The sequence below is a fragment of the Pectinatus frisingensis genome (assembly GCF_014076555.1).
Taxonomy (GTDB): Bacteria; Bacillota; Negativicutes; order Selenomonadales; family Selenomonadaceae; genus Pectinatus; species Pectinatus frisingensis.
In genome coordinates, this window is sequence record NZ_CP045424.1 from 2,044,191 (window position 1) to 2,065,333 (window position 21,143).

A 21,143-nucleotide genomic window follows, 5' to 3' on the forward strand; every position below is an offset into this window, starting at 1 on the left:
ATGTTTTCAAACGCGATAAATAATAAATACGAATATCTTTTTGCTGCTGATAAATCTGCCAATACCATTCATATTGGTTATGGTATTGATGATAACTATGCCCGTTGCATGGGTACTTCAATTTTATCCATCTGCCGGCATAATAATGCTGCTTTTACTTTTCATATCCTAGCGGTCAAATTAAACCATACCAATATTGATCGTATTAAAAATTTGGCCCGGCAATTGAATATCAATATTATTGTATATGAAATAAATCCTGCTATTCTCCGTGAACTGCCAACTTTTGTTCATCTGCCTCTGCCTACATATTTTCGATTTATTCTGCCATATATATTACATGAAGAAAAATATATTTATTATATTGACGCCGATATAATCTGTCTCAATTCTGCTAATAAGCTATTTTCACTTGATTTACAGAATAATATCATTGCTGCCGTACCCGATCTGGACTGGATGAACAAAAAACGTAACAAAGCCTTACAATTAAAGGATCATACATATTTTAACGCTGGTGTATTGGTCATAAATATTGCTGTCTGGAATAATTTTTCGGTTATGGACAAAGTACTGGCTGTGATAAAAAAAGACCCAGTCCTATTTCGCTATCTTGACCAGGATGCACTCAACGTAGTATTACACAATAAAGTTCTTTATCTTGATAAAATTTATAATTGCATTGATCCTGCTGCAGTAAATAGAAATGACATCGTATTTCTCCATTTTGCTGCCCATCCTAAGCCGTGGAACATAGCCTGGCCTATCAGCAGCATCTGCAATGATTTTAACAGACACTTATATTCTGCGTGTGAGCAGCATACTCCTTGGAAAAATGAAGTACTGCAGATGCCACGCAATTATAAAGAGATGAAAGTTTATGCAAAAGCTTTGCGCCATAATGGGAATATCGTAAAATCACTGGGCTGGTATATTAAATATCTGGTAAAAAAATACGCTGGTTAATGTAATATGAAGTGGTAAACTAAAACTGGACACTGAGGGGTGGCTTTAGGACATTTTCATGTATAATATAAATAGGCATATATATATGGAAATTCTAACATAACCTAATCGTGATTATATACAGGAGGTTTACCATGAGATACACAGAAAAACAACGCTTAGACATTGGGCATCAGATTTATGACGGTGAACTTATTAAGTTTGAAAGAGGATTTATTTCCTAAACTTCCGCATCAAATATTGTCTTGTTTTAAGGTAACCCCTCAGTCGGCTGCGCCGACAGCTCCCCTGGAAGGGAGCCTTTTGGTCAGTCATTCTTATGGAGCAAGAAAAAACATTTATCACATACTCCACATTGAAATTTATTCTTTAATGCCTGACTGTTTTGATATTACTACCTATTTAGATATATAATAAATTACGTTCTTTAAAGCCCTCCTTAACAAAGAGGATTTACTTCCTAACTTCCGCATCAAATATTGCCTTGTTTTAAGGTAACCCCTCAGTCGGCTGCGCCGACAGCTCCCCTGGAAGGGAGCCTTTTGGTCAGTCATTCTTATGGAGCAAGAAAAAACATTTATCACATACTCCACATTGAAATTTATTCTTTAATGCCTGACTGTTTTGATATTACTACCTATTTAGATATATAATAAATTACGTTCTTTAAAGCCCTCCTTAACAAAGAGGATTTACTTCCTAACTTCCGCATCAAATATTGTCTTGTTTTAAGATAACCCCTCAGTCGGCTGCGCCGACAGCTCCCCTAGAAGGGAGCCTTTTGGTTAGCAGCTCTCATAACATATTGACATATTGGAAAAACATTCATCACATGCCAATATCTTGAAGGAAACCTTTGGATTAATAATTTTATAGATTCTGCCCATAAACATCTGATGATTAAATAAATCACGGAGAACATTCTTATGAGTTTACCATATAACCGCAAAAATAAATCAATATCAAAATTTTTGCGTAAAACAATGACTAAAGAAGAACGCCATCTTTGGTACGATTTTCTTCGTAATTATCCAGTAAAATTTTATCGTCAACGCAGAATTGAAAACTACATTGTCGATTTTTATTGTAATTATGCCAAACTGGTAATTGAAGTTGATGGTGGACAACATTATAGTGAAACCGGACATATAAATGATAATAAACGGACATTATTATTACAAAAATACGGGTTATATGTCATGCGATTTTCTAACACAGATGTGATTAAACATTTCACTGAAGTATGTTATACAATAGATGCATATATTAAACATAGCCACAACAAAAATTCTTAGTCTCTAAGGATTTCTTGTGAACTGCATATCTTAAGCCCTCCTTAACAGGGAGGGTGGCATGGCGTAAGCCATGACGGGAGGGTTTACTTCCTAAACTTCCGCAAATGCAGTAGTCAACAAAATATTATCTTGTTTTAGGTAACCCCTCAGTCGGCTGCGCCGACAGCTCCCCTAGAAGGGAGCCTTTTGGTCAGTCATTCTTATGGAGCAAGAAAAAACATTTATCACATACTCCACATTGAAGCTTATTCTTTAATGCCTGACTGTTTTGATATTACTACCTATTTAGATATATAATAAATTACGTTCTTTAAAGCCCTCCTTAACAGGGAGGGTGGCATGGCGTAAGCCATGACGGGAGGATTTACTTCCTAAGCTTCCGCATCAAATATTGTCTTGTTTTAAGGTAACCCCTCAGTCGGCTGCGCCGACAGCTCCCCTAGAAGGGAGCCTTTTGGTCAGTCATTCTTATGGAGCAAGAAAAAACATTTATCACATACTCCACATTGAAATTTATTCTTTAATGCCTGACTGTTTTGATATTACTACTTATTTAGATATATAATAAATTACGTTCTTTAAAGCCCTCCTTAACAGGGAGGGTGGCATGGCGTAAGCGCCATGACGGAAGGGTTTACTTCTAAACTTCCGCATCAAATATTGCCTTGTTTTAAGATAACCCCTCAGTCGGCTGCGCCGACAGCTCCCCTAGATGGGAGCCTTTTGGTCAGTCATTCTTATGGAGCAAGAAAAAACATTTATCACATACTCCACATTGAAATTTATTCTTTAATGCCTGACTGTTTTGATATTACTACTTATTTAGATATATAATAAATTACGTTCTTTAAAGCCCTCCTTAACAGGGAGGGTGGCATGGCGTAAGCCATGACGGGAGGGTTCACTTCCTAAGCTTCCGCATCAAATATTGTCTTGTTTTAAGATAACCCCTCAGTCGGCTACGCCGACAGCTCCCCTGGAAGGGAGCCTTTTGGTCAGTCATTCTTATGGAGCAAAAAAAAACATTTATCACATACTCCACATTGAAATTTATTCTTTAATGCCTGACTGTTTTGATATTACTACCTATTTAGATATATAATAAATTACGTTCTTTAAAGCCCTCCTTAACAGGGAGGGTGGCATGGCGTAAGCGCCATGACGGGAGGGTTTACTTCCTAAGCTTCCGCATCAAAATATTGTCTTGTTTTAAGATAACCCCTCAGTCGGCTGCGCCGACAGCTCCCCTAGAAGGGAGCCTTTTGGTCAGTCATTCTTATGGAGCAAAAAAAAACATTTATCACATACTCCACATTGAAATTTATTCTTTAATGCCTGACTGTTTTGATATTACTACCTATTTAGATATATAATAAATTACGTTCTTTAAAGCCCTCCTTAACAGGGAGGGTGGCATGGCGTAAGCGCCATGACGGAAGGGTTTACTTCCTAAGCTTCCGCATCAAAATATTGTCTTGTTTTAAGATAACCCCTCAGTCGGCTGCGCCGACAGCTCCCCTAGAAGGGAGCCTTTTGGTCAGTCATTCTTATGGAGCAAGAAAAAACATTTATCACATACTCCACATTGAAATTTATTCTTTAATGCCTGACTGTTTTGATATTACTACTTATTTAGATATATAATAAATTACGTTCTTTAAAGCCCTCCTTAACAAAGAGGATTTACTTCCTAACTTCCGCATCAAATATTGTCTTGTTTTAAGGTAACCCCTCAGTCGGCTGCGCCGACAGCTCCCCTGGAAGGGAGCCTTTAAATTAGTCATTCTTAAAACGTCAGAAAGACATTCACCACATTCCGATAATCCAAGGAAAGTCTTTTGTCTGGTATTTTTATAAACATGGAAACATATATCTTACCTTTTGCACGTCTTTAGAAGGGAGCCTTTGAATTAGTCATTCTTAAAACGTCGGAAAAACATTCACCACATTCCGATAATCCAAGGAAAGTCTTTTGTCTGGTATTTTTATAAACATGAAGCATATATCTTACCTTTTGTCTGCCCTTAGAAGGGAGCCTTTGGGTTAGCAGCTCTCATAACATGTTGGAAAATTAGCTGCATCTTATATATTCCAAGATATGATATATTTAACTAAATTCCTTTCTTTATCTGATAAACTGTATATAATATAAATATATAGTTATTTATATTATATACAGTTTATTGTTTATATTTTTAATAAAGGATGACTTGAATATGAAAAACTTTTTAATAATCAATACATCTTTTTTTGGCGATATTTTACTGACCGGTCCATTATGCCGCAATATAAAAGCTGTATTTCCTGACAGCCATACCGTATTCATCGCCAATAAACCTTTTATTGATGCCGCCCATCATTTGGATGGTGTCGATGAAGTTATCGCTTATGACAAAAATGGTCAACATCACGGTATATTAGGTGCCTACAGATTTTATCAGCAATACCGCCATGTTTTTGCTGCCGGCTTTACGGCAGCATTTGTCATTTATGGTAACGAACGCGGTATAATCTTAGCGCGTCTTTTTGGTGCTAAAAAAGTATATGCCGAAAACAAAGGTCTGATACGTTTATTACTTAGTAATAAAAATATTGATTATCATGGTAAATACCGTGTACCAGAACGTAATGCTATCTTATTAGAACAATACATCCACGCACCGGTGAAGGATCTGCCTATGATTTATAAACCGCCGCGTATTGCTTATGATGATGCTGTCCAGCTGCTTGAAGCAGCCGGTATAGACAATACGGATAAGTTTATCTGTATCTGCGCTGTTTCTAAAAAAATCGAAAAAGATATTCCGGTTAAAATATGCGCCCAATTAATCGACAAATTTCAATCTACCGATTATAAAGTACTATTTCTGGGTGCCGGCAGCCGTGCAACAAAATACAGCGGGCAATTACGGGAATTAACTACTCATTATATTGATTTTACTAATAAAACTTCTATAGCCCAGCTCGCCGCCATTTTGCAATTGAGTGCTGCTTTAATAAGTGTTGATACCGGTACCATGCATTTGGGACTTGCCGTGGACATTCCGGTGACGGCTTTATTCTATATCAGTGATGATGCCCATATAGCAAAGTGGGCACCCGGCCCGAATTTATATAAGGCAAATTTGTTGAAGTCAAATGAATGTTCTCCTGATAGAGTTTTTGCAGCTACATTAAATATTATCGGAAAATAAATAAAACCTGCGGTAAAAATCTTTACTGCAGGTTTTATTATCTTACAAAACATATCTTTTCTTATTAATTCAGCACCTTGTGTGGTGCAATATATTGTCCATTTTCGCTGATTATGCCAATTCCGGCAAAATCAACATCGTTGTATACTAGTACAGCCGTACCATCTTTCTGGCTGCCATCATGTTCTATTTTTTTCCCTTGGCGAAAATTTGCAATTGCCAATTCATCTACTGCACATCCCGGTATATAATTCAAAAGGATGTTCACTCCTTGCAATGACTGTAAAGGATTATTAGCTATTTCTTCCAATGTATGGCTGTCTGCAAGAGAAAAACTACCTACTGCAGTACGAATCAAAAATCCCATTGTTGCTGGTATTTCTAAGCTTTTGCCGATATCTACACACAATGAGCGAATATATGTTCCTTTTGAGCAATGAACGTCAATACAAAATTTATCAGTAAAAATTTGTCGTAAGACCAATTCATAAATATGAATTGATCGGGGTGGTATTACAACATCAATATGGCTTCTGGCTAAATCGCAGGCCTTGCGGCCGTTTATCTTTATTGCCGAATAGACAGATGGTGTCTGCATTATATCACCGTAAAAGCCCAATAAAGCTGTCGTTATTTTTTCCTGCGGCGGCATGGTAAACAAGGTTCTTTCCAAAATATTACCCGTATCGTCATCGGTATCAGTACTCAGTCCAAGCAGTACTTCTGCCCGATAGCGCTTATCTGTATTTCCCATATATTCCAAAAGCCTGGTGGCATTTCCAACCGCAACAGGTAATACTCCGGCCGCTGCCGGATCAAGTGTTCCGGCATGACCAATTTTTTTTGTGCCATATATGCGCCGCAAACAACTAACCACATCATGTGATGTCATTCCCGGCGGTTTGAGTACATTGATAAATCCATTAATGGACATTTTATTTTTCCGCCATTTCATTGATTATGGCAGTAATGATTTTTTGTCTGGCCACAGCAAACGGCAACTTCAAAGTACAGCCGGCAGCCCGCACGTGTCCGCCACCGCCTAAGGCTTCAGCTATCGTTGCTACATCCGTATTTTTAGAGCGCATGCTTATGCGAGTCAGCTCATCACCAGCATATTTTACTAGTACGGCAACATCAACCCCTTCGACTATCCGGGCAATATCTACAAATCCTTCCGTAGAGGTGCAATTGTCAACAATGTTTTTATCAGCACCAATTACCGCAACAGTTCCGTCATTATAAAGTTCGAGTGAATTAATAACAGCGGCAAGTATTTTTATGTCATCATATTTTTTTTGATCCAATGCCTCTGAAATAAGATTGGGTCTGACGCCAATATCCAATAGTTCTCCAGCAATCCGCATCGTATAAGCTGTAGTATTGGAATATTTAAAAAATCCACAGTCAGTGGCAATGGCAGTATAGATACATACTGCCATATTTAAATCAAATTGTATATCAAGTGTCTTGAGCAGCTCATACATAATTTCACCGGTAGCTGCCCGCTGTGGTTCCAGATAAAGGAAATCGGCTGTGCGCGTATTCGAACGATGATGGTCAAAATTTAGTATTGGTGCGTCAGCAATGGTCGTTACACGTCCCACACGCTCCGGCTCCGCATCCAGTACAATAAGTAAATCGACATCTTTTATTTTTTCATCAGGTTTTTTAAATATTTCCCAACCTGGTAAAAAATGATATGCCTCAGGAATTTCATCATCGACAAATATTTTGACATCATGTCCGCTTTTAGTCAAAGCATGATACAGTCCCAGCGTCGAACCAAGTCCGTCACAATCCGGATTGACATGTGGCGCGATTATTATATGCCGGGCGCTCTTTATTTTTTCTGCCGCTTCCTTAATCGTTACTTCCATCGTCAGATTCCTCTTTCGCCGAGCGATGTATTTTGTTTATTAAATCCTGAATATGGGCACTATACTGCATTGTGGTATCAGGATAAAAAGCTATTTCAGGAACAAATTTTATCCGCATGCGCTTGGCCAGTTCCTGGCGTATATAACCACAGGAATGTCTCAATCCCTGCCAGGTATTTTCAAATTGTTCGCTACTGCCAAGAATACTCACATATATCTTAGCAGTTTTCAAGTCGCTGGATACATCGACTTTAGTCACAGTAACAAAACCGATGCGAGGATCTTTCAAACCGCGCAAGATAATATCACTGACTTCTTCTTTTATTTGTTCTTGTATTTTTTCGACACGGACACCCATTTATATCACTACCTTCTGTGTCAACTGATTACAAACTCTGTGGTGCAATTTCTTCCATGATGTAGGCTTCGATTATGTCGCCTTCTTTAAAGTCACGATAGTTTTCTATGGTAATACCGCATTCGTAGCCTGCCGAAACTTCTTTCACATCATCTTTGAAGCGGCGCAGTGATTCAAGTTGACCTTCATGTACAACAATATTATCACGGACTATCCGGATCTTTGATGTGTTAGTAATTTTGCCTTCCAACACATATGAACCGGCTACCAAAGCTTTTGAGAACTTCATGACCTGGCGTATTTCCACTTTGCCCTGAATTGTTTCTTTAAATTTAGGTGCCAGCATACCCTTCATGGCAGCTTCAATATCATTTATTGCTTCATAAATGACTCGGTATGTGCGTATATCTATATCTTCTGTATCAGCCAGCTTTCTGGCATTGCTGTCAGGCCGCACATTAAACGCCAGAATAAGCGCATTAGATGCTGAGGCCAGCATTACATCAGACTCATTTACCGCGCCGACACCGGAATGGACGATATTTACCCGTACTTCATCACTTTTATTCAGACCCAGCAACGAAGTCTTCAACGCTTCTAATGAACCCTGAACATCAGTTTTTAACAAGATGTTCAAATCTTTTATATTGCCTTCATTTATCTGTTGGAATAAGTCATCCAGAGAAACTTTTTTATTTTTAATCAATTCGGTGCGCTGTTTTTCAACGCGTTTTTCTGCAATGGTACGAGCTAAATGTTCGTCCAAAGCAGCCATTTCATCGCCTGCTTCCGGTACATCAGACAGGCCCAACACTTCAACAGGTACCGACGGACCGGCTTTTTTGATCTTTTCACCGCGGTCATTGATCATAGCACGGACCTTGCCAAAAGCTGTGCCAGCGATAATCGAATCACCAATATGAAGTGTTCCATTTTGTACAAGCACTGTGGCGACCGGACCGCGTCCTTTATCAAGCTGTGCTTCGATAATTACTCCGCGTGCATCATGGTTAGGATTAGCTTTTAATTCCTGCATTTCAGCTACAAGCAGAATCATTTCCAATAAATCATTTATGCCAAGCTTCTGTTTAGCCGAAACCGGCACCATAATAGTATCACCGCCCCAATCTTCGGCAATCAGTTCATGTTCAGCCAGCTGTTGTTTTACATGTTCGGGGTTCGCACCAGGTTTATCTATTTTATTAATTGCCACAACGATTGGTACCTTAGCTGATTTAGCATGGTTTATAGCTTCCAGTGTCTGCGGCATTACACCGTCATCGGCTGCTACAACCAGTACAGCTATATCTGTTACCTGAGCACCACGCGCCCGCATTGCCGTGAAAGCTTCATGACCTGGTGTGTCAAGAAATACAATTTTCTTATCTTTACACATAACTTGATAAGCACCAATATGTTGTGTTATCCCACCGGCTTCGTTTGATGTTACCGAAGTTTTTCTTATTACATCAAGTAGTGATGTCTTACCATGGTCAACATGTCCCATAACTGTAACTACAGGCGGACGAGGCCGTAAATCCCTGGCTGTATCTTCAATTTCCGGTATTTCCGTCAAATCGACTTCTGGCGGCAGTTCTTCGACATTTATATTAAACTCTGCCGCTACTAATACAGCTGTATCAAAATCAATTTCCTGATTAATTGTCGCCATTATTCCCAGCGTCATTAATTTCTTGATGACATCGGTCACTGTATAAGTCATTTTACTGGCTAGTTCCTTGACAGAAATACTTTCGCCGACCTTGATTATTTTAGGACGGATTATTTCTTGTTTCTGCTGAATTGGATGGTTTCTGTTATTTCTGTTACCGCGCCAATTTTTTCTGCCATTATTGCGATGTGAATTAAAGCTTTGTCCGCCGCTTTGATTATTGTGTCTATTTTGGTTTGGACGATTGGTGTTACCTCTGTTGCTGCTATTGCCCCTGTTAGTAGTAGTATTACCAGCGCTTCTATTACCAGTATTTCCGGTACTTCTATTACCAGTATTTCCGGTACTTCTATTACCAGTATTTCCGGTACTGCTGCTGGTTCGGATATTGTTTCCCGGCCTGCTATTGCCAGTATTGTCATTATGATGACTTCTGTGCATACTGCTGTCTCCGGCCGCTGTTCTGTCTTTTACCGGATTTCTATGTTGTTGGGCAGACTGCTGGGGCCGGCGTTGTTCTGTAGTTCTATTAGGCCGGTCATTATTAACTGTACGCGATTTTTCGCCACTTTGATGTTGATTGCCGCTTCTATTGATTTTTACGGTATCTGTTTGATGTTGAGCTGTAGTTTTTATCTTATCATTACCCCTATGCAATTGTTTTTTTTCGTGGTACTGGGTTTTATGCGTTGCAGCTGTGCTGCTGTTTGTCTTGGAATCATTCGGCAAACCAGCCTTCGGTTTACTGCCTTTTTCCCTTTTCTCATCACCTGCGACAGTTGTTTTATGTGCTGCATCGTCATATTGCTTAATTTGCTGCGTTCTTACTGGTGCTATTTGCTTCACTGACACTGTTTGTTTCGCTGCTGCTATCTTGTTTTCCACCAGTCTGCGTTCATCATCACCAACGGTGCTGGCATGGCTTTTTACGGTTATATTATTACCACGCAATATATTCAAAACCGTCTTACTGTCAGTATTAAATTCTTTAGCTAAATCATATACTCTATATTTGGACATCGATCCACCCCCGCTTAACTTGATGTCACCTTAATATTTTATTTATTGCCGCAGCGAAGCCGCTGTCACATATTGCTATTGCGGCACGCTCACTTTTACCGACACTATTTCCAAGTAGTTCCTTATCCACAGTTGTAAAAATCAACGGCACCGCATGTTTTCCGGCAATTTTATTATAAATTTCCCTGGTTTTTTCTGCAGAGCTTTCCGCCACGAGTATGAGTACTGCCTCATTTCGTTCCACTGCTTTACTGACAGCCATTTCTCCAGAAGCTATCTTACCAGCCCGTGCAGCCATACTCAGCAGATTAACCAATTTTTGTTGAATTTTATCCACCTGCTTCTCCAAAATCTGCCCTCAGTTTTTCATATATCTCTTTATCAAGTGAACATTTGAATGATTTTTCCAGTCTGCGGCCTTTTATTGCTGCCTCCAAACATTCCCGTTTTGGACAGATATATGCGCCCCTGCCTGATTTTTTCCCTGTTTTATCTATTGAAAATTCACCTTCAGGGCTTTTCACTACTCTTATCATTTCACGTTTATTACGAACCGTCTGGCAGCCGACGCACATTCGCTGCGGTATTTTCTTTCCTGCGGTCATGGTTACCCTCCCCTGTTAATCAACGGAAAACGATTTTTCGCTGGTTACCGGTACTACTTCCATTCCATCAGCAAGATCGTTTTGTTCTGCCTGTGTTTCACTTTTTATATCTATTTTCCAGCCAGTCAGTTTTGCAGCCAGTCGGGCATTTTGCCCTTCTTTGCCAATCGCCAGTGACAGCTGATAATCCGGCACTATGACCTTAGAAATCTTGGCATCTTCCTTCACCGCTACTGAAACCACTTTGGCCGGACTTAATGAATTGGCTATGTATTTGGCCGGATCCTGATTCCATTTTACTATATCAATTTTTTCACCATGCAGTTCGTCAACTACAGCCTGTACCCTGAGACCTCTTTGTCCAACACAGGAACCGACCGGATCTATATTTTCATCTTTGGAATAGACAGCTATCTTCGAGCGCATTCCCGGTTCTCGGGCTACTGATTTGATTTCTACCGAACCATCACTTATTTCAGGAACTTCTAACTCAAAAAGGCGCTTTAACAATCCGGGATGGGTACGCGATAAAAGTATCTGCGGGCCTTTAGTGGTCTTTTTTACTTCAACTATATATAATTTCAATCTTTCGTTTGGTGTATAGTTTTCGGTGGATATCTGCTCCGCCGGTGTCAATAGTGCTTCAGTGCGGCCAAGGTCAATTATTACATTTTTACCTTCCATTCGCTGCACAACACCAGTCAAGATGTCATTGGCCCGTTCAGAATATTCTTCAAAAATATTATTGCGTTCAGCTTCCCGGATTCGCTGTACTACGACCTGCTTGGCTGTTTGTGCCGCAATACGACCAAAATTAGCTGGTTTTATTACTTCTTCAATTACATCCCCGACTGCATAATCAGGATGAATTTTTTGTGCATCAGCCAAAGAAATTTCTGTGACATCATTTTTTACTTCATCAACAACATTTTTCACCACGTATATGTTAAATTCACCTGTGGTGCGATCAAGTGCTACCCTTACGTTTTGTGCCGAATTAAAATTTTTCTTGTACGCAGAAATAAGTGCCGCTTCAATTGCGTCAAACAACACTTCCAATGATATTCCTTTTTCCTTGCCGACTTCACGAAAGGCATCTAAAAAGCCTTTATTTTTGGTAGCCAAATTAATATCCTCCTAAAATCCAAATTTAAAAATCTATATGCAAACGGACTGATGCCAATTGTGTCCGTAAAATTGACAATGCATCATTCAACGTTATTGTCTTATCATCAAATGAGGTAAGTTTACCGGTAAATTCCTTCTTGCCGTTAAGCGGTGCATAAGTCACAACATCAACATCTTTGCCCATTTCCCGTGCAAAATCACGATCTTTTCTTAACAAACGATCCAATCCCGGCGAAGATACTTCTAAAATATAACTGTCTTTTATTAAACCGACTTTCTCGATAGCTTCATCAAGAAAACGACTTACTTTTTGACAATCATCCAAATCAATGCCACCCTGTTTATCAATAAAAACCCTCAGGTACCAATTTTTTTCCTTGATATAATCCAAATCAACAAATTCGTATTCCGTATCTGCCAGTAAATTCTGTACCAGTTTTTCTGCTTCAGTTTCTATTCGTCCGCTCATTTGCCCCTCCTAAAATGTGATACTGCTTATAATACTAAAGAGTGGGTTTGCACCCACTCTTTAAAATACACGCTTAAATTGGTATATATATTATACCATCAAATGTAAAAAATGTAAACTGATATAAACCATTAATATCACAAATTTTAAACTTTTTAATCACCTTACATTGTCGATCACTTTTTATTATAATGTTTTTTACGCAAAATATTAAGTTTTTTTAAAACAGCGGGCTCAATTCGGTCAGCTATTTCACTGCGCCGCGAATAACCTGCTGTATTTCCATCATTTACTACATAACTGTTACGAAGTTTTTTCTTAGTATTTTTAATTGTCCGTCCTAATTCCTTGACCGTTACACGATAGGCTCCGGCACCTAAAATAGCACTTTGCTCCGCACCGTCCGAAGTCACGACAAATACTTCCCGGCCTTCACGTACCGATCGATATGCCAAACGCTCAATATAACTGTCTGCCGTTTCTTTTTTCTTGGTATAAACTATTTCAAAATGCTCATTCAATTGCTCATAAGATTGCGCTGATTTTGTATATAAGGCATCGAATACAAGAGTTACATCATATTTTTCATAGGCACCATATTCTAATAAAATATGAATCAATTTGTCGCGGGCATGTTCCAAATCATTACTGGAACCTAACAGTTCCGGCCAGCAGTTTATGACATTATAACCATCGACAATCAATTGGGCCCGCATTTTGATGATCATACCAATCCGGCCTCCCTTACAGCATGCGCTGTTTCAGCGCTTCATACATGAGGATGGCTGCCGCATTAGATGCATTCAGTGAATTTATCTTTCCATACATTGGAATTTTTACCAGAAAATCGCAGGATTGACGCACTAACTGTCCAATACCCTTACCTTCACTGCCGATGACGATAGCCAATGCCCCTTTGAAATTGGCATCATAATAAAAAGTTTCGGCAGAAGCATCAGCTCCGGCGATCCAAAAACCAGCTTCTTTCAATTCTATCAGAGTCTGGGCAATATTATTGACGCGGATCACGGGTACATATTCTATTGCACCGGCCGATACTTTTGCCACTGTAGAAGAAAGAGGGCAGCTGCGACGCTTAGGGATTATCACTGCATGAACACCGGCTGCATCAGCAGTACGTAAGACTGCACCGAGATTATGCGGATCTTCTATTTCATCCAGGATCAGGAAAAACGGTGTTTCCTTCTTTTGTTTAATATCTTCCAATACATCTTCCAGCAAAGCATAGTCAACCGGCGGTGTATAAGCCAGTATCCCCTGATTATGGCTGGTACCACCAAGTTCATTAATTTTATTTTGGCTTACTGTATGTACAATAACCTTTTTTTGTCTGGCCAATCCTATTATTTCCTGAATTGATCCGCCATGGGCATTCTCCGCCACCAGCAGTTTATTTATCGGTCGATCATTTTTTAATGCTTCCCGTACAGCATTGCGGCCTGTTAAAATATCCGGTGATATTTCCTGTGCCTGTGCTGCAGGATCTTTTACCTGCTTTTGGGACTTAAATGAAGCCGTCTTGTTTTTATTTAATTTCCCCATGTCTTTTTTATATTTTTTTTTGCCGCCGGTGAATGTCTGGGACATTTTATTTTTCTTCTGTTCCGTTTTTGCGAATTTTTTCTTATTACCTGTCATTTTTTCTCCCAATCAGCCATTTATTCTTAATTATTTTCACGCAATTTTATCATCTCATCAAACATGCCGCATGTCATATCGCCCTCCGGACACACCCCTGTCGCTACACAAGAAGCACCTGCATTCTTAAACAACAGCGGTGCAACGCTTTTTACTTCTTTGAGCATCATATAAGCCATTGCCCTTATTTCCCACTGGGCTCGCTGACAACAACGCAATGAGAAAAAGTGCAGCAACGAGCGGGTATTGAAGGTGGCTAATATCTTGGTTTCAGTTGCATTACTCAAAACATAGCGGGCATCTTCCTTAGGAATCTTCAAGCCGGTCAATATATCATATGTCTTACGTACCTCTTGCATCATTTTTTCAAATTGCTGCCTGGCCTGTTCATTTCCAGCAATCGACGGCGGTGTTATATATTCAAAATCATGTTCAGCTACGTAACGTTGTGATTGCTGTGAATAAGAAGCAATCCGATGGCGCACCAGCTGATGTGTAAGTACACGTGAAACCCCTTCAATAGCAAAGGTAAAACTAGCATGTTCTAACGTAGAAGCATGACCCATCTTAACAATTTTCCCGACAAGCTTTTCCACCTGGTCATCCGTCATTTTTTCTTCTAATTTTTCTGCCCCCACCGATGAATAGCACAATCGAGCTGCCATTGCCACAGTACGTTCCGGCTCCGGTGTATAGTCTATAAGCTTTACTTTCATAAAAAACCTCCATTCATCAAAGGCAGCCATCGTTTACCGACAACGGCTGCCTTTATTATAGCATCAATTTATACTTTACAAATAAAATTTTACTAAACCTTTTTAACACAGATAAATATGCTGTTTTAAATCTGCATATCATTCATGAGAAAATTTGTCTTTCAAAATAACATCATGGGCACCGCCTTCAACAATACTTGTTGAGGATACCAGTGTCAATTTTGCTTTTGTTTGGAATTCCTTGATATTCAAAGCTCCACAGTTGCACATCGTCGAGCGTAATTTACTTAAAGTCAAATCAACATTATCTTTCAGAGAGCCGGCATATGGTACATATGAATCAACGCCTTCCTCAAATGACAGTTTCTTATCGCCACCCATATCATAACGCTGCCAGTTGCGGGCTCGATTGGAACCTTCGCCCCAATATTCTTTATAATACGTTCCATTTATCCGCACCTTGTTAGTCGGACTTTCATCAAATCGCGAGAAATATCTTCCCAGCATCATAAAATCCGCTCCCATTGCCAAGGCCATACCCATATGATAATCATGGACAATACCGCCGTCAGAACAAATTGGTATATAGACACCGGTTTCCTTATAGTATTCGTCACGGGCATGGGCAACGTCAATTACCGCTGTTGCCTGTCCGCGTCCAATCCCCTTTGTTTCACGTGTGATACAGATTGAACCGCCACCAATACCCACTTTAACAAAATCAGCACCGGCATCAGCTAAAAAACGAAATCCTTCTGCATCAACGACATTACCGGCCCCAACTTTAACATCTTCACCGAAATGTTCATGAATATATTGCAAAGTTATTTTTTGCCATTCACTAAATCCCTCGGAGGAATCAATACACAGCACATCCGCACCGGCCTTTAACAATGCCGGTACACGTTCCGCATAATCCCTAGTATTTATCCCCGCACCGACAAGATATCTCTTTTTATCATCAATGAGTTCATTTTTATTTTCCTTGTTGTCAGTATAGTCCTTACGAAAGACCATATAGCGCAAACGTTGATTTTTATCCACGAGCGGCAGCATATTCAATTTGTTGTCCCAGATCATATCATTGGCAGAAGACAGCGTCGTTGTTTCGGCATTGGCATAGACAAGTTTATCAAACGGTGTCATAAATTCCGCAGCTTTTGTATTCATAGGCATCCGGGTTATGCGATAATCACGACTGGTAACTATCCCTACCAGCTTTCCATTAGCCGTACCGTCTTCAGTAACAGCCATTGTTGAATGTCCCGTTTCATCTTTTAGTTCCAATATTTCTCCCAGTGACGTAGTGGGCTTAATATTAGAATCACTGCTTACGAAACCAGACTTATAATTTTTTACCCGGCTTACCATCCCGGCCTGTTTTACTATTGACTGCGAACCATAAATAAATGATACGCCGCCTTCCTTTGCCAGGGCAATAGCCATCGCATCGTCAGATACAGCCTGCATGATTGCCGAAGTCATTGGAATATTCAGGCTCAGCTTTGCCTTTTCTCCCTTTTTGAATTTCACCAATGGTGTCTTCAAAGAAACATTAGCCGGAATGCACTTATCAGATGAGTAACCGGGAACTAATAAATATTCGCCAAAAGTGTGCGCTGGTTCCTTAAAAAAATATGCCACGTTACATTCTCCTTTTACCTAAATTTGATTAGTATAAATAATAGTACCTTTATTTATATCTTGTCAACACATTATAGTAAAAAACTGCCGTGTGAACAACAGCAGTTTTGTAATCGGAGTCAATTTTTCTTACAGCTGTACGTTATAAGAATTTCTATCTCCTGCGTCATTATATTTTTGTATTATTTCTGCATATATAATCACTTTTTGATAAATTTATGTGCTGGCAGTAAAGTTTTCTGTTGCATAAGCAATACTTGCTGAGCAAAAACCTTTTCGATAAAGATATTGCATGTATTTACCGGTATCCTGCTTTTTAGTGAAATGTATTTTTAATGCCCGGCAGGCTGCTTTTTTTTCGTATTCAGCCAAGTCGCCATCCAGGCAATCGGCTATCACGTCAGACGAAAAACCCTTTGAACGCAGTTTATATTTAATTTCCAAAACACTGTAACGGCCTGCCACGATATAAACCCGGCTCATGCTCTTGCACAAAGCCGCATCATTCAAATAACCTTTCTGCAATAATTTTCCCAAGGCAGCATCAATTTCTGCTTTTTCATAACCACAGCGATGCAGCTTGTCACGCAGACGTTTTACAGAATAATCATGCACTGATAAATAGTCCACTGCTTTCACCAGCGCCGATTTATTACTTTTTACTGTCATCCGCTGTCGCCTTGGCCGTTGTTCCAGCTACCTTTTCCTTTCCCTGTCCGTTTTTCCCCGTTGCTTCTGTTTCTGCTGCCGGCGCTACTTTTGCTCTTATCTTATCTTCTATTTCCTGACACATTTGAGGATTTTCCTTCAGGAACAGCTTGGCATTTTCTTTGCCCTGTCCCAGCCTTGTTCCTTCATATGAATACCATGTACCGCTTTTATCAACAATCTCCATATTAGTCCCCAAGTCAATAACATTACCTTCACGTGAAATGCCTTCACCATACATAATATCAAATTCAGCCTGTTTGAACGGTGGTGCGACTTTATTCTTCACGACCTTGATACGGGTACGATTTCCGACTACGTCATTGCCTTGTTTTATTGTGTCGATCTTACGTACATCAAGGCGAATAGTTGCATAAAACTTTAAGGCGCGTCCGCCGGTAGTTGTTTCCGGGCTGCCAAACATTACCCCGACCTTTTCACGTATCTGGTTGATAAATATTGCTGTCGTACGTGATTTACTAATGTAACCGGTCAGCTTACGCATCGCCTGTGACATCAATCGCGCCTGCAAACCAACATGCGAATCACCCATTTCACCTTCAATTTCAGCCTTTGGTACTAATGCGGCTACCGAATCGATGACAACCACATCAATTGCCCCGCTGCGCACTAAGGCATCGGCAATATCCAAAGCTTGTTCACCATTATCAGGCTGTGATATAAGCAGCTCATCTATATCGACACCTAATCTTTTTGCGTAAACAGGATCCAGCGCATGTTCAGCATCAATAAATGCCGCTGTGCCGCCTGTTTTTTGTGCTTCGGCTATAATGTGCAGTGCTACAGTTGTCTTACCGGATGACTCTGGTCCATATATTTCAACAATCCTGCCACGCGGTACGCCTCCGACACCAAGTGCCAGATCAAGTGCCAGGTTACCTGTATGAATAACTTCAATATTCATGTTCACGGCGGCTTCCCCCAGCTTCATAATCGCACCCTTGCCAAAATCACGTTCGATTTGTTTCAGCGCATTTTCTAAAGCTTTTTCCTTGTCCAAGCCTTGATTTTTTTCCATAAATTACCCTACCAGCCTTTCTCTTCTATAGATTGATTATACCTGAGTTAAACTATAAAAGCAATATAAAATAAAGAAAAGTGAATTTAGTCATAAATAATTCTTAACACGAAGTCAGTCCACCATCTACACTCCAAACTGCACCTGTAACAAAGGAAGCCTTTTCTGATGCCAGAAAATAAATAACATCGGCCGCTTCCTGTGCCGTGCCGATCCGTCCCAATGGATACAGTTCAGCCGCAGCTTTGGCTGCGGCCTCATTTCCGGCAAACTGTGCCCGCGTCAGCGGTGTATCAATATCTCCTGGGCATACACAATTCACCCTGATTTTAAAGCCGGCCAATTCTAAAGCTAAAGCTTTACTGAATACAGTTACCGCTCCTTTTGCCGCACAGTACAATGTGCAAAAATAGTTGCCGTTGATGCCGGCATCAGATGATATATTGACAATAGCCGGGTTTTGTCTGCTTTTTTTTAATAGTGGCAGCACATATTTACACATAAAATATGTGCCTTTTATATTAATGCCCATCATTTCATTAAAATCAGCTTCCCCTACCTCATCAATCGGTTTTTCCTGATACATGCCTGCTGAATTGATCAGAATATCCACTTGTATAAAATTTTTTTCTATCTGTCTCACAGCTTCCCGGCATTGTCCGCATTCTTTTACATCAGCTGCTATAAAATGGTATTGGGCAGTAAATTTTTTTAATGCAGCGGCAGCCATTTCATATTTTTCCTGTGAACGTCCTATAGCTATTACTCTATCCCCATTTTCCAGATACAATCTTGCTGTCGCCAATCCTATGCCGGAGGTGCCGCCTGTTATAATTACAGTTTTCATATAATACTCCTAAAAAAATACGGAGCCTGAGATATCTCAGGCTCCGTAGATAATCGGTAAATTAATTTACAGCATCTTTCAATGCCTTACCTGCTTTAAATACAGGATTCTTCGATTCAGGGATTTCGATTGCAGCCCCGGTTTGAGGATTACGACCTTTACGGGCAGCGCGGGTTCTTACTTCAAAAGTACCAAAGCCAATCACCTGTACTTTATCACCTTTTACTAAAGTATCTTGTACACTGGTAAAAATAGCATTAACTGCCTTTTCTGCGTCTTTTTTTGTCAAACCAGCCTGTTCTGCAACACTGGCCACTAATTCGGATTTATTCACTGATATAACCTCCTTTTGATTTTATCACGATACTTTCAATTCGCTATAACTTGCCTGTTTCCTTTTTTTATCTGCAAAATTTATAAAAATTTTATATTTTCATCACAAAAAAACTGCTTTTTCCGCATTTTATCCACTAGATTTAAATCGCACACTTACAATTTTTTAGCTGTATTCCAAAAATCATCTAATTGATCCAGAGAAAAACTTTTCCAATCTCCGCCACTTTTTTTTACCTGTTTTTCCACATAGGAAAAACGTTGACGAAATTTTCTACTACTGGTCAATAGCGCCATTTCCGCATCCACCTGCAAAAAGCGTGATAAATTCACCACAGTAAACAAAACATCCCCCAATTCTTCTTCGACAGCCGACTTATCACTGCCGGCTGCTGCCTGCTGCAGCTCTTTTATTTCTTCGGCTAGCTTTTCCCATACCGGTTTAATATCCGGCCAATCAAACCCAACCTTAGATGCTTTATTTTGCAGTTTATATGCGCTCATAAGGGAAGGCAGATCTTTTGGTATCCCGTCCAGCACTGATTTTCTATATTGCTTCTCCTGTCGTTTGATAGCCTCCCAATTCATTAAAACCTCGCCGGCATCTTTCACTGTGACATCACCGAAGACATGCGGATGACGACGAACCAATTTGGCCGTGACTCCATCAACAACGTCCTGCATGCTAAACAAGCCTGTTTCTTCCGCCATCCGGGCATGAAACACCACCTGCATCAATAAATCACCCAATTCTTCACATAAAAGTGTCGGATCATTCATATCAATAGCCTCTATTACCTCATATACCTCTTCAACCAGATTACGGCGCAGCGATTTATGCGTCTGAACTATATCCCACGGGCAGCCGCCCGGTTCCCGCAATCTTTTTATAATGTCCATTAATGGTGTCAATGTAAAACTTTTCTGCCCAGTCGATTGTTTTGGCACATATAAACTTGTCAGGTAATCAATTTCTTTATGCCGGTCAATTTCATAAAGCGGCATGCGTTCTATTTTTTCATCTGCCAATCCCAGTCGATGCAGTAATATTACTTCATAATCATCCGGCAGGCTGTCCATCAAAGTCAGCTTTACCTCCGATGCCGTATGCGCATCATACAATTGCGTTACAACAGTTCCTACCGACGTGTCAAACGGCTGCTGTCCCAAAGCCAGTGCATCAGTCACCAGCATTCCATTTATCGGGTCAACTTCCAATCGTGCATATAATAACTCCAGAAAACTCATACCCGGATAAATCTTGATATTTATATTTTTTTTAGCGGCCATCGCACGAATGAGTGTAACGGTTTCTTCTGCGACTAATGGACTGCCAGGCACTGCGTAAACCACTTCTTCTCCTGCTGCTGCACAATTAACCACTGACTCGCTTATCTTTGCATATACAGCATCAAATGATTCCTGCTGTTCATACATGCAGTCATACGATATAAAATTGATTTTGGCTTCTTCGATAGCTCTGACTGCAGGATGATACTTTGTCCGTAAGCGCAACGGTTTAGCTGATGACAATAAATTCCACGCTTCTTTTGTTATCAAGCCGCCGTCTGATGGTCCCAGACCAATTATATTTATGCTTCCCATTTTTT

At 40.0% G+C, this 21,143-nt stretch carries 20 protein-coding genes; 3 read left to right on the forward strand and 17 right to left on the reverse strand.

The window, feature by feature from the left end; translation table 11 throughout:
• From F8M42_RS09550 to F8M42_RS09560, 3 genes are all read left to right on the forward strand, one after another.
• A complete protein-coding gene (locus F8M42_RS09550) occupies positions 1–966 on the forward strand; it encodes a glycosyltransferase family 8 protein (RefSeq protein ID WP_182186275.1) in 966 nt (321 codons plus the stop codon).
• A 926-nt stretch (positions 967–1,892) separates the two neighbouring features.
• Positions 1,893–2,261 carry an endonuclease domain-containing protein gene (locus F8M42_RS09555; RefSeq protein ID WP_182186277.1) on the forward strand — a complete coding sequence of 123 codons (369 nt, stop codon included), beginning with the start codon at positions 1,893–1,895 and terminating at the stop codon, positions 2,259–2,261.
• 2,216 nt (positions 2,262–4,477) lie between these two features.
• Positions 4,478–5,455 (forward strand): glycosyltransferase family 9 protein, encoded by a 978-nt coding sequence (locus F8M42_RS09560; RefSeq protein WP_182186279.1) that lies wholly within the window; start codon positions 4,478–4,480, stop codon positions 5,453–5,455.
• A 64-nt stretch (positions 5,456–5,519) separates the two neighbouring features.
• Here F8M42_RS09560 and truB read toward each other — a convergent pair whose 3' ends face one another.
• The 17 genes from truB to yabN form a co-directional block, all read right to left on the reverse strand.
• The gene (gene truB / locus F8M42_RS09565) at positions 5,520–6,389 is read right to left on the reverse strand and encodes a tRNA pseudouridine(55) synthase TruB (protein ID WP_182186280.1); all 870 of its coding nucleotides are present in this window, start codon (positions 6,387–6,389) and stop codon (positions 5,520–5,522) included.
• A 1-nt stretch (position 6,390) separates the two neighbouring features.
• Positions 6,391–7,335: a DHH family phosphoesterase gene (locus F8M42_RS09570; RefSeq protein WP_182186282.1), complete on the reverse strand. Its 945-nt coding sequence runs from the start codon at positions 7,333–7,335 to the stop codon at positions 6,391–6,393.
• Positions 7,319–7,693 carry a 30S ribosome-binding factor RbfA gene (rbfA, locus tag F8M42_RS09575; RefSeq protein WP_182186284.1) on the reverse strand — a complete coding sequence of 125 codons (375 nt, stop codon included), beginning with the start codon at positions 7,691–7,693 and terminating at the stop codon, positions 7,319–7,321. Before rbfA ends, F8M42_RS09570 begins: the two co-directional genes overlap by 17 nt.
• Before the next feature lie 28 nt (positions 7,694–7,721).
• Entirely contained in the window at positions 7,722–10,385 is a 2,664-nt protein-coding gene (gene infB, locus F8M42_RS09580) for a translation initiation factor IF-2 (protein WP_182186285.1), read from the reverse strand.
• Positions 10,386–10,410: 25 nt separating this feature from the next.
• Entirely contained in the window at positions 10,411–10,722 is a 312-nt protein-coding gene (locus tag F8M42_RS09585) for a L7Ae/L30e/S12e/Gadd45 family ribosomal protein (protein ID WP_182186287.1), read from the reverse strand.
• Positions 10,715–10,990: an RNase P modulator RnpM gene (gene rnpM, locus F8M42_RS09590; RefSeq protein WP_182186289.1), complete on the reverse strand. Its 276-nt coding sequence runs from the start codon at positions 10,988–10,990 to the stop codon at positions 10,715–10,717. Before rnpM ends, F8M42_RS09585 begins: the two co-directional genes overlap by 8 nt.
• 15 nt (positions 10,991–11,005) lie before the next feature.
• Positions 11,006–12,115, reverse strand: a complete 1,110-nt coding sequence (gene nusA / locus F8M42_RS09595; protein WP_182186290.1) for a transcription termination factor NusA — start codon at positions 12,113–12,115, stop codon at positions 11,006–11,008.
• Positions 12,116–12,140: 25 nt separating this feature from the next.
• Entirely contained in the window at positions 12,141–12,587 is a 447-nt protein-coding gene (locus tag F8M42_RS09600) for a ribosome maturation factor RimP (protein ID WP_182186292.1), read from the reverse strand.
• 176 nt (positions 12,588–12,763) lie between these two features.
• The gene (locus F8M42_RS09605) at positions 12,764–13,315 is read right to left on the reverse strand and encodes an NYN domain-containing protein (RefSeq protein WP_182186294.1); all 552 of its coding nucleotides are present in this window, start codon (positions 13,313–13,315) and stop codon (positions 12,764–12,766) included.
• Positions 13,316–13,331: 16 nt separating this feature from the next.
• Entirely contained in the window at positions 13,332–14,246 is a 915-nt protein-coding gene (rlmB, locus tag F8M42_RS09610) for a 23S rRNA (guanosine(2251)-2'-O)-methyltransferase RlmB (RefSeq protein WP_229711325.1), read from the reverse strand.
• 26 nt (positions 14,247–14,272) lie between these two features.
• Positions 14,273–14,962: an FAD-dependent thymidylate synthase gene (gene thyX, locus F8M42_RS09615; RefSeq protein ID WP_182186296.1), complete on the reverse strand. Its 690-nt coding sequence runs from the start codon at positions 14,960–14,962 to the stop codon at positions 14,273–14,275.
• Positions 14,963–15,100: 138 nt separating this feature from the next.
• Positions 15,101–16,606, reverse strand: a complete 1,506-nt coding sequence (locus tag F8M42_RS09620; RefSeq protein ID WP_182186297.1) for an IMP dehydrogenase — start codon at positions 16,604–16,606, stop codon at positions 15,101–15,103.
• Between the two features lie 216 nt (positions 16,607–16,822).
• Positions 16,823–17,275, reverse strand: a complete 453-nt coding sequence (locus tag F8M42_RS09625; RefSeq protein WP_182186299.1) for a regulatory protein RecX — start codon at positions 17,273–17,275, stop codon at positions 16,823–16,825.
• Positions 17,259–18,353 carry a recombinase RecA gene (gene recA, locus F8M42_RS09630; RefSeq protein ID WP_182186300.1) on the reverse strand — a complete coding sequence of 365 codons (1,095 nt, stop codon included), beginning with the start codon at positions 18,351–18,353 and terminating at the stop codon, positions 17,259–17,261. Before recA ends, F8M42_RS09625 begins: the two co-directional genes overlap by 17 nt.
• 103 nt (positions 18,354–18,456) lie before the next feature.
• The gene (locus F8M42_RS09635) at positions 18,457–19,200 is read right to left on the reverse strand and encodes an SDR family NAD(P)-dependent oxidoreductase (protein ID WP_182186302.1); all 744 of its coding nucleotides are present in this window, start codon (positions 19,198–19,200) and stop codon (positions 18,457–18,459) included.
• Positions 19,201–19,261: 61 nt separating this feature from the next.
• Positions 19,262–19,534 carry an HU family DNA-binding protein gene (locus F8M42_RS09640; protein WP_182186304.1) on the reverse strand — a complete coding sequence of 91 codons (273 nt, stop codon included), beginning with the start codon at positions 19,532–19,534 and terminating at the stop codon, positions 19,262–19,264.
• Between the two features lie 155 nt (positions 19,535–19,689).
• Positions 19,690–21,138, reverse strand: coding sequence for a bifunctional methyltransferase/pyrophosphohydrolase YabN (gene yabN, locus F8M42_RS09645; RefSeq protein WP_182186306.1), 1,449 nt, complete (start codon positions 21,136–21,138; stop codon positions 19,690–19,692).
• Between the last annotated feature and the right edge of the window lie 5 nt (positions 21,139–21,143).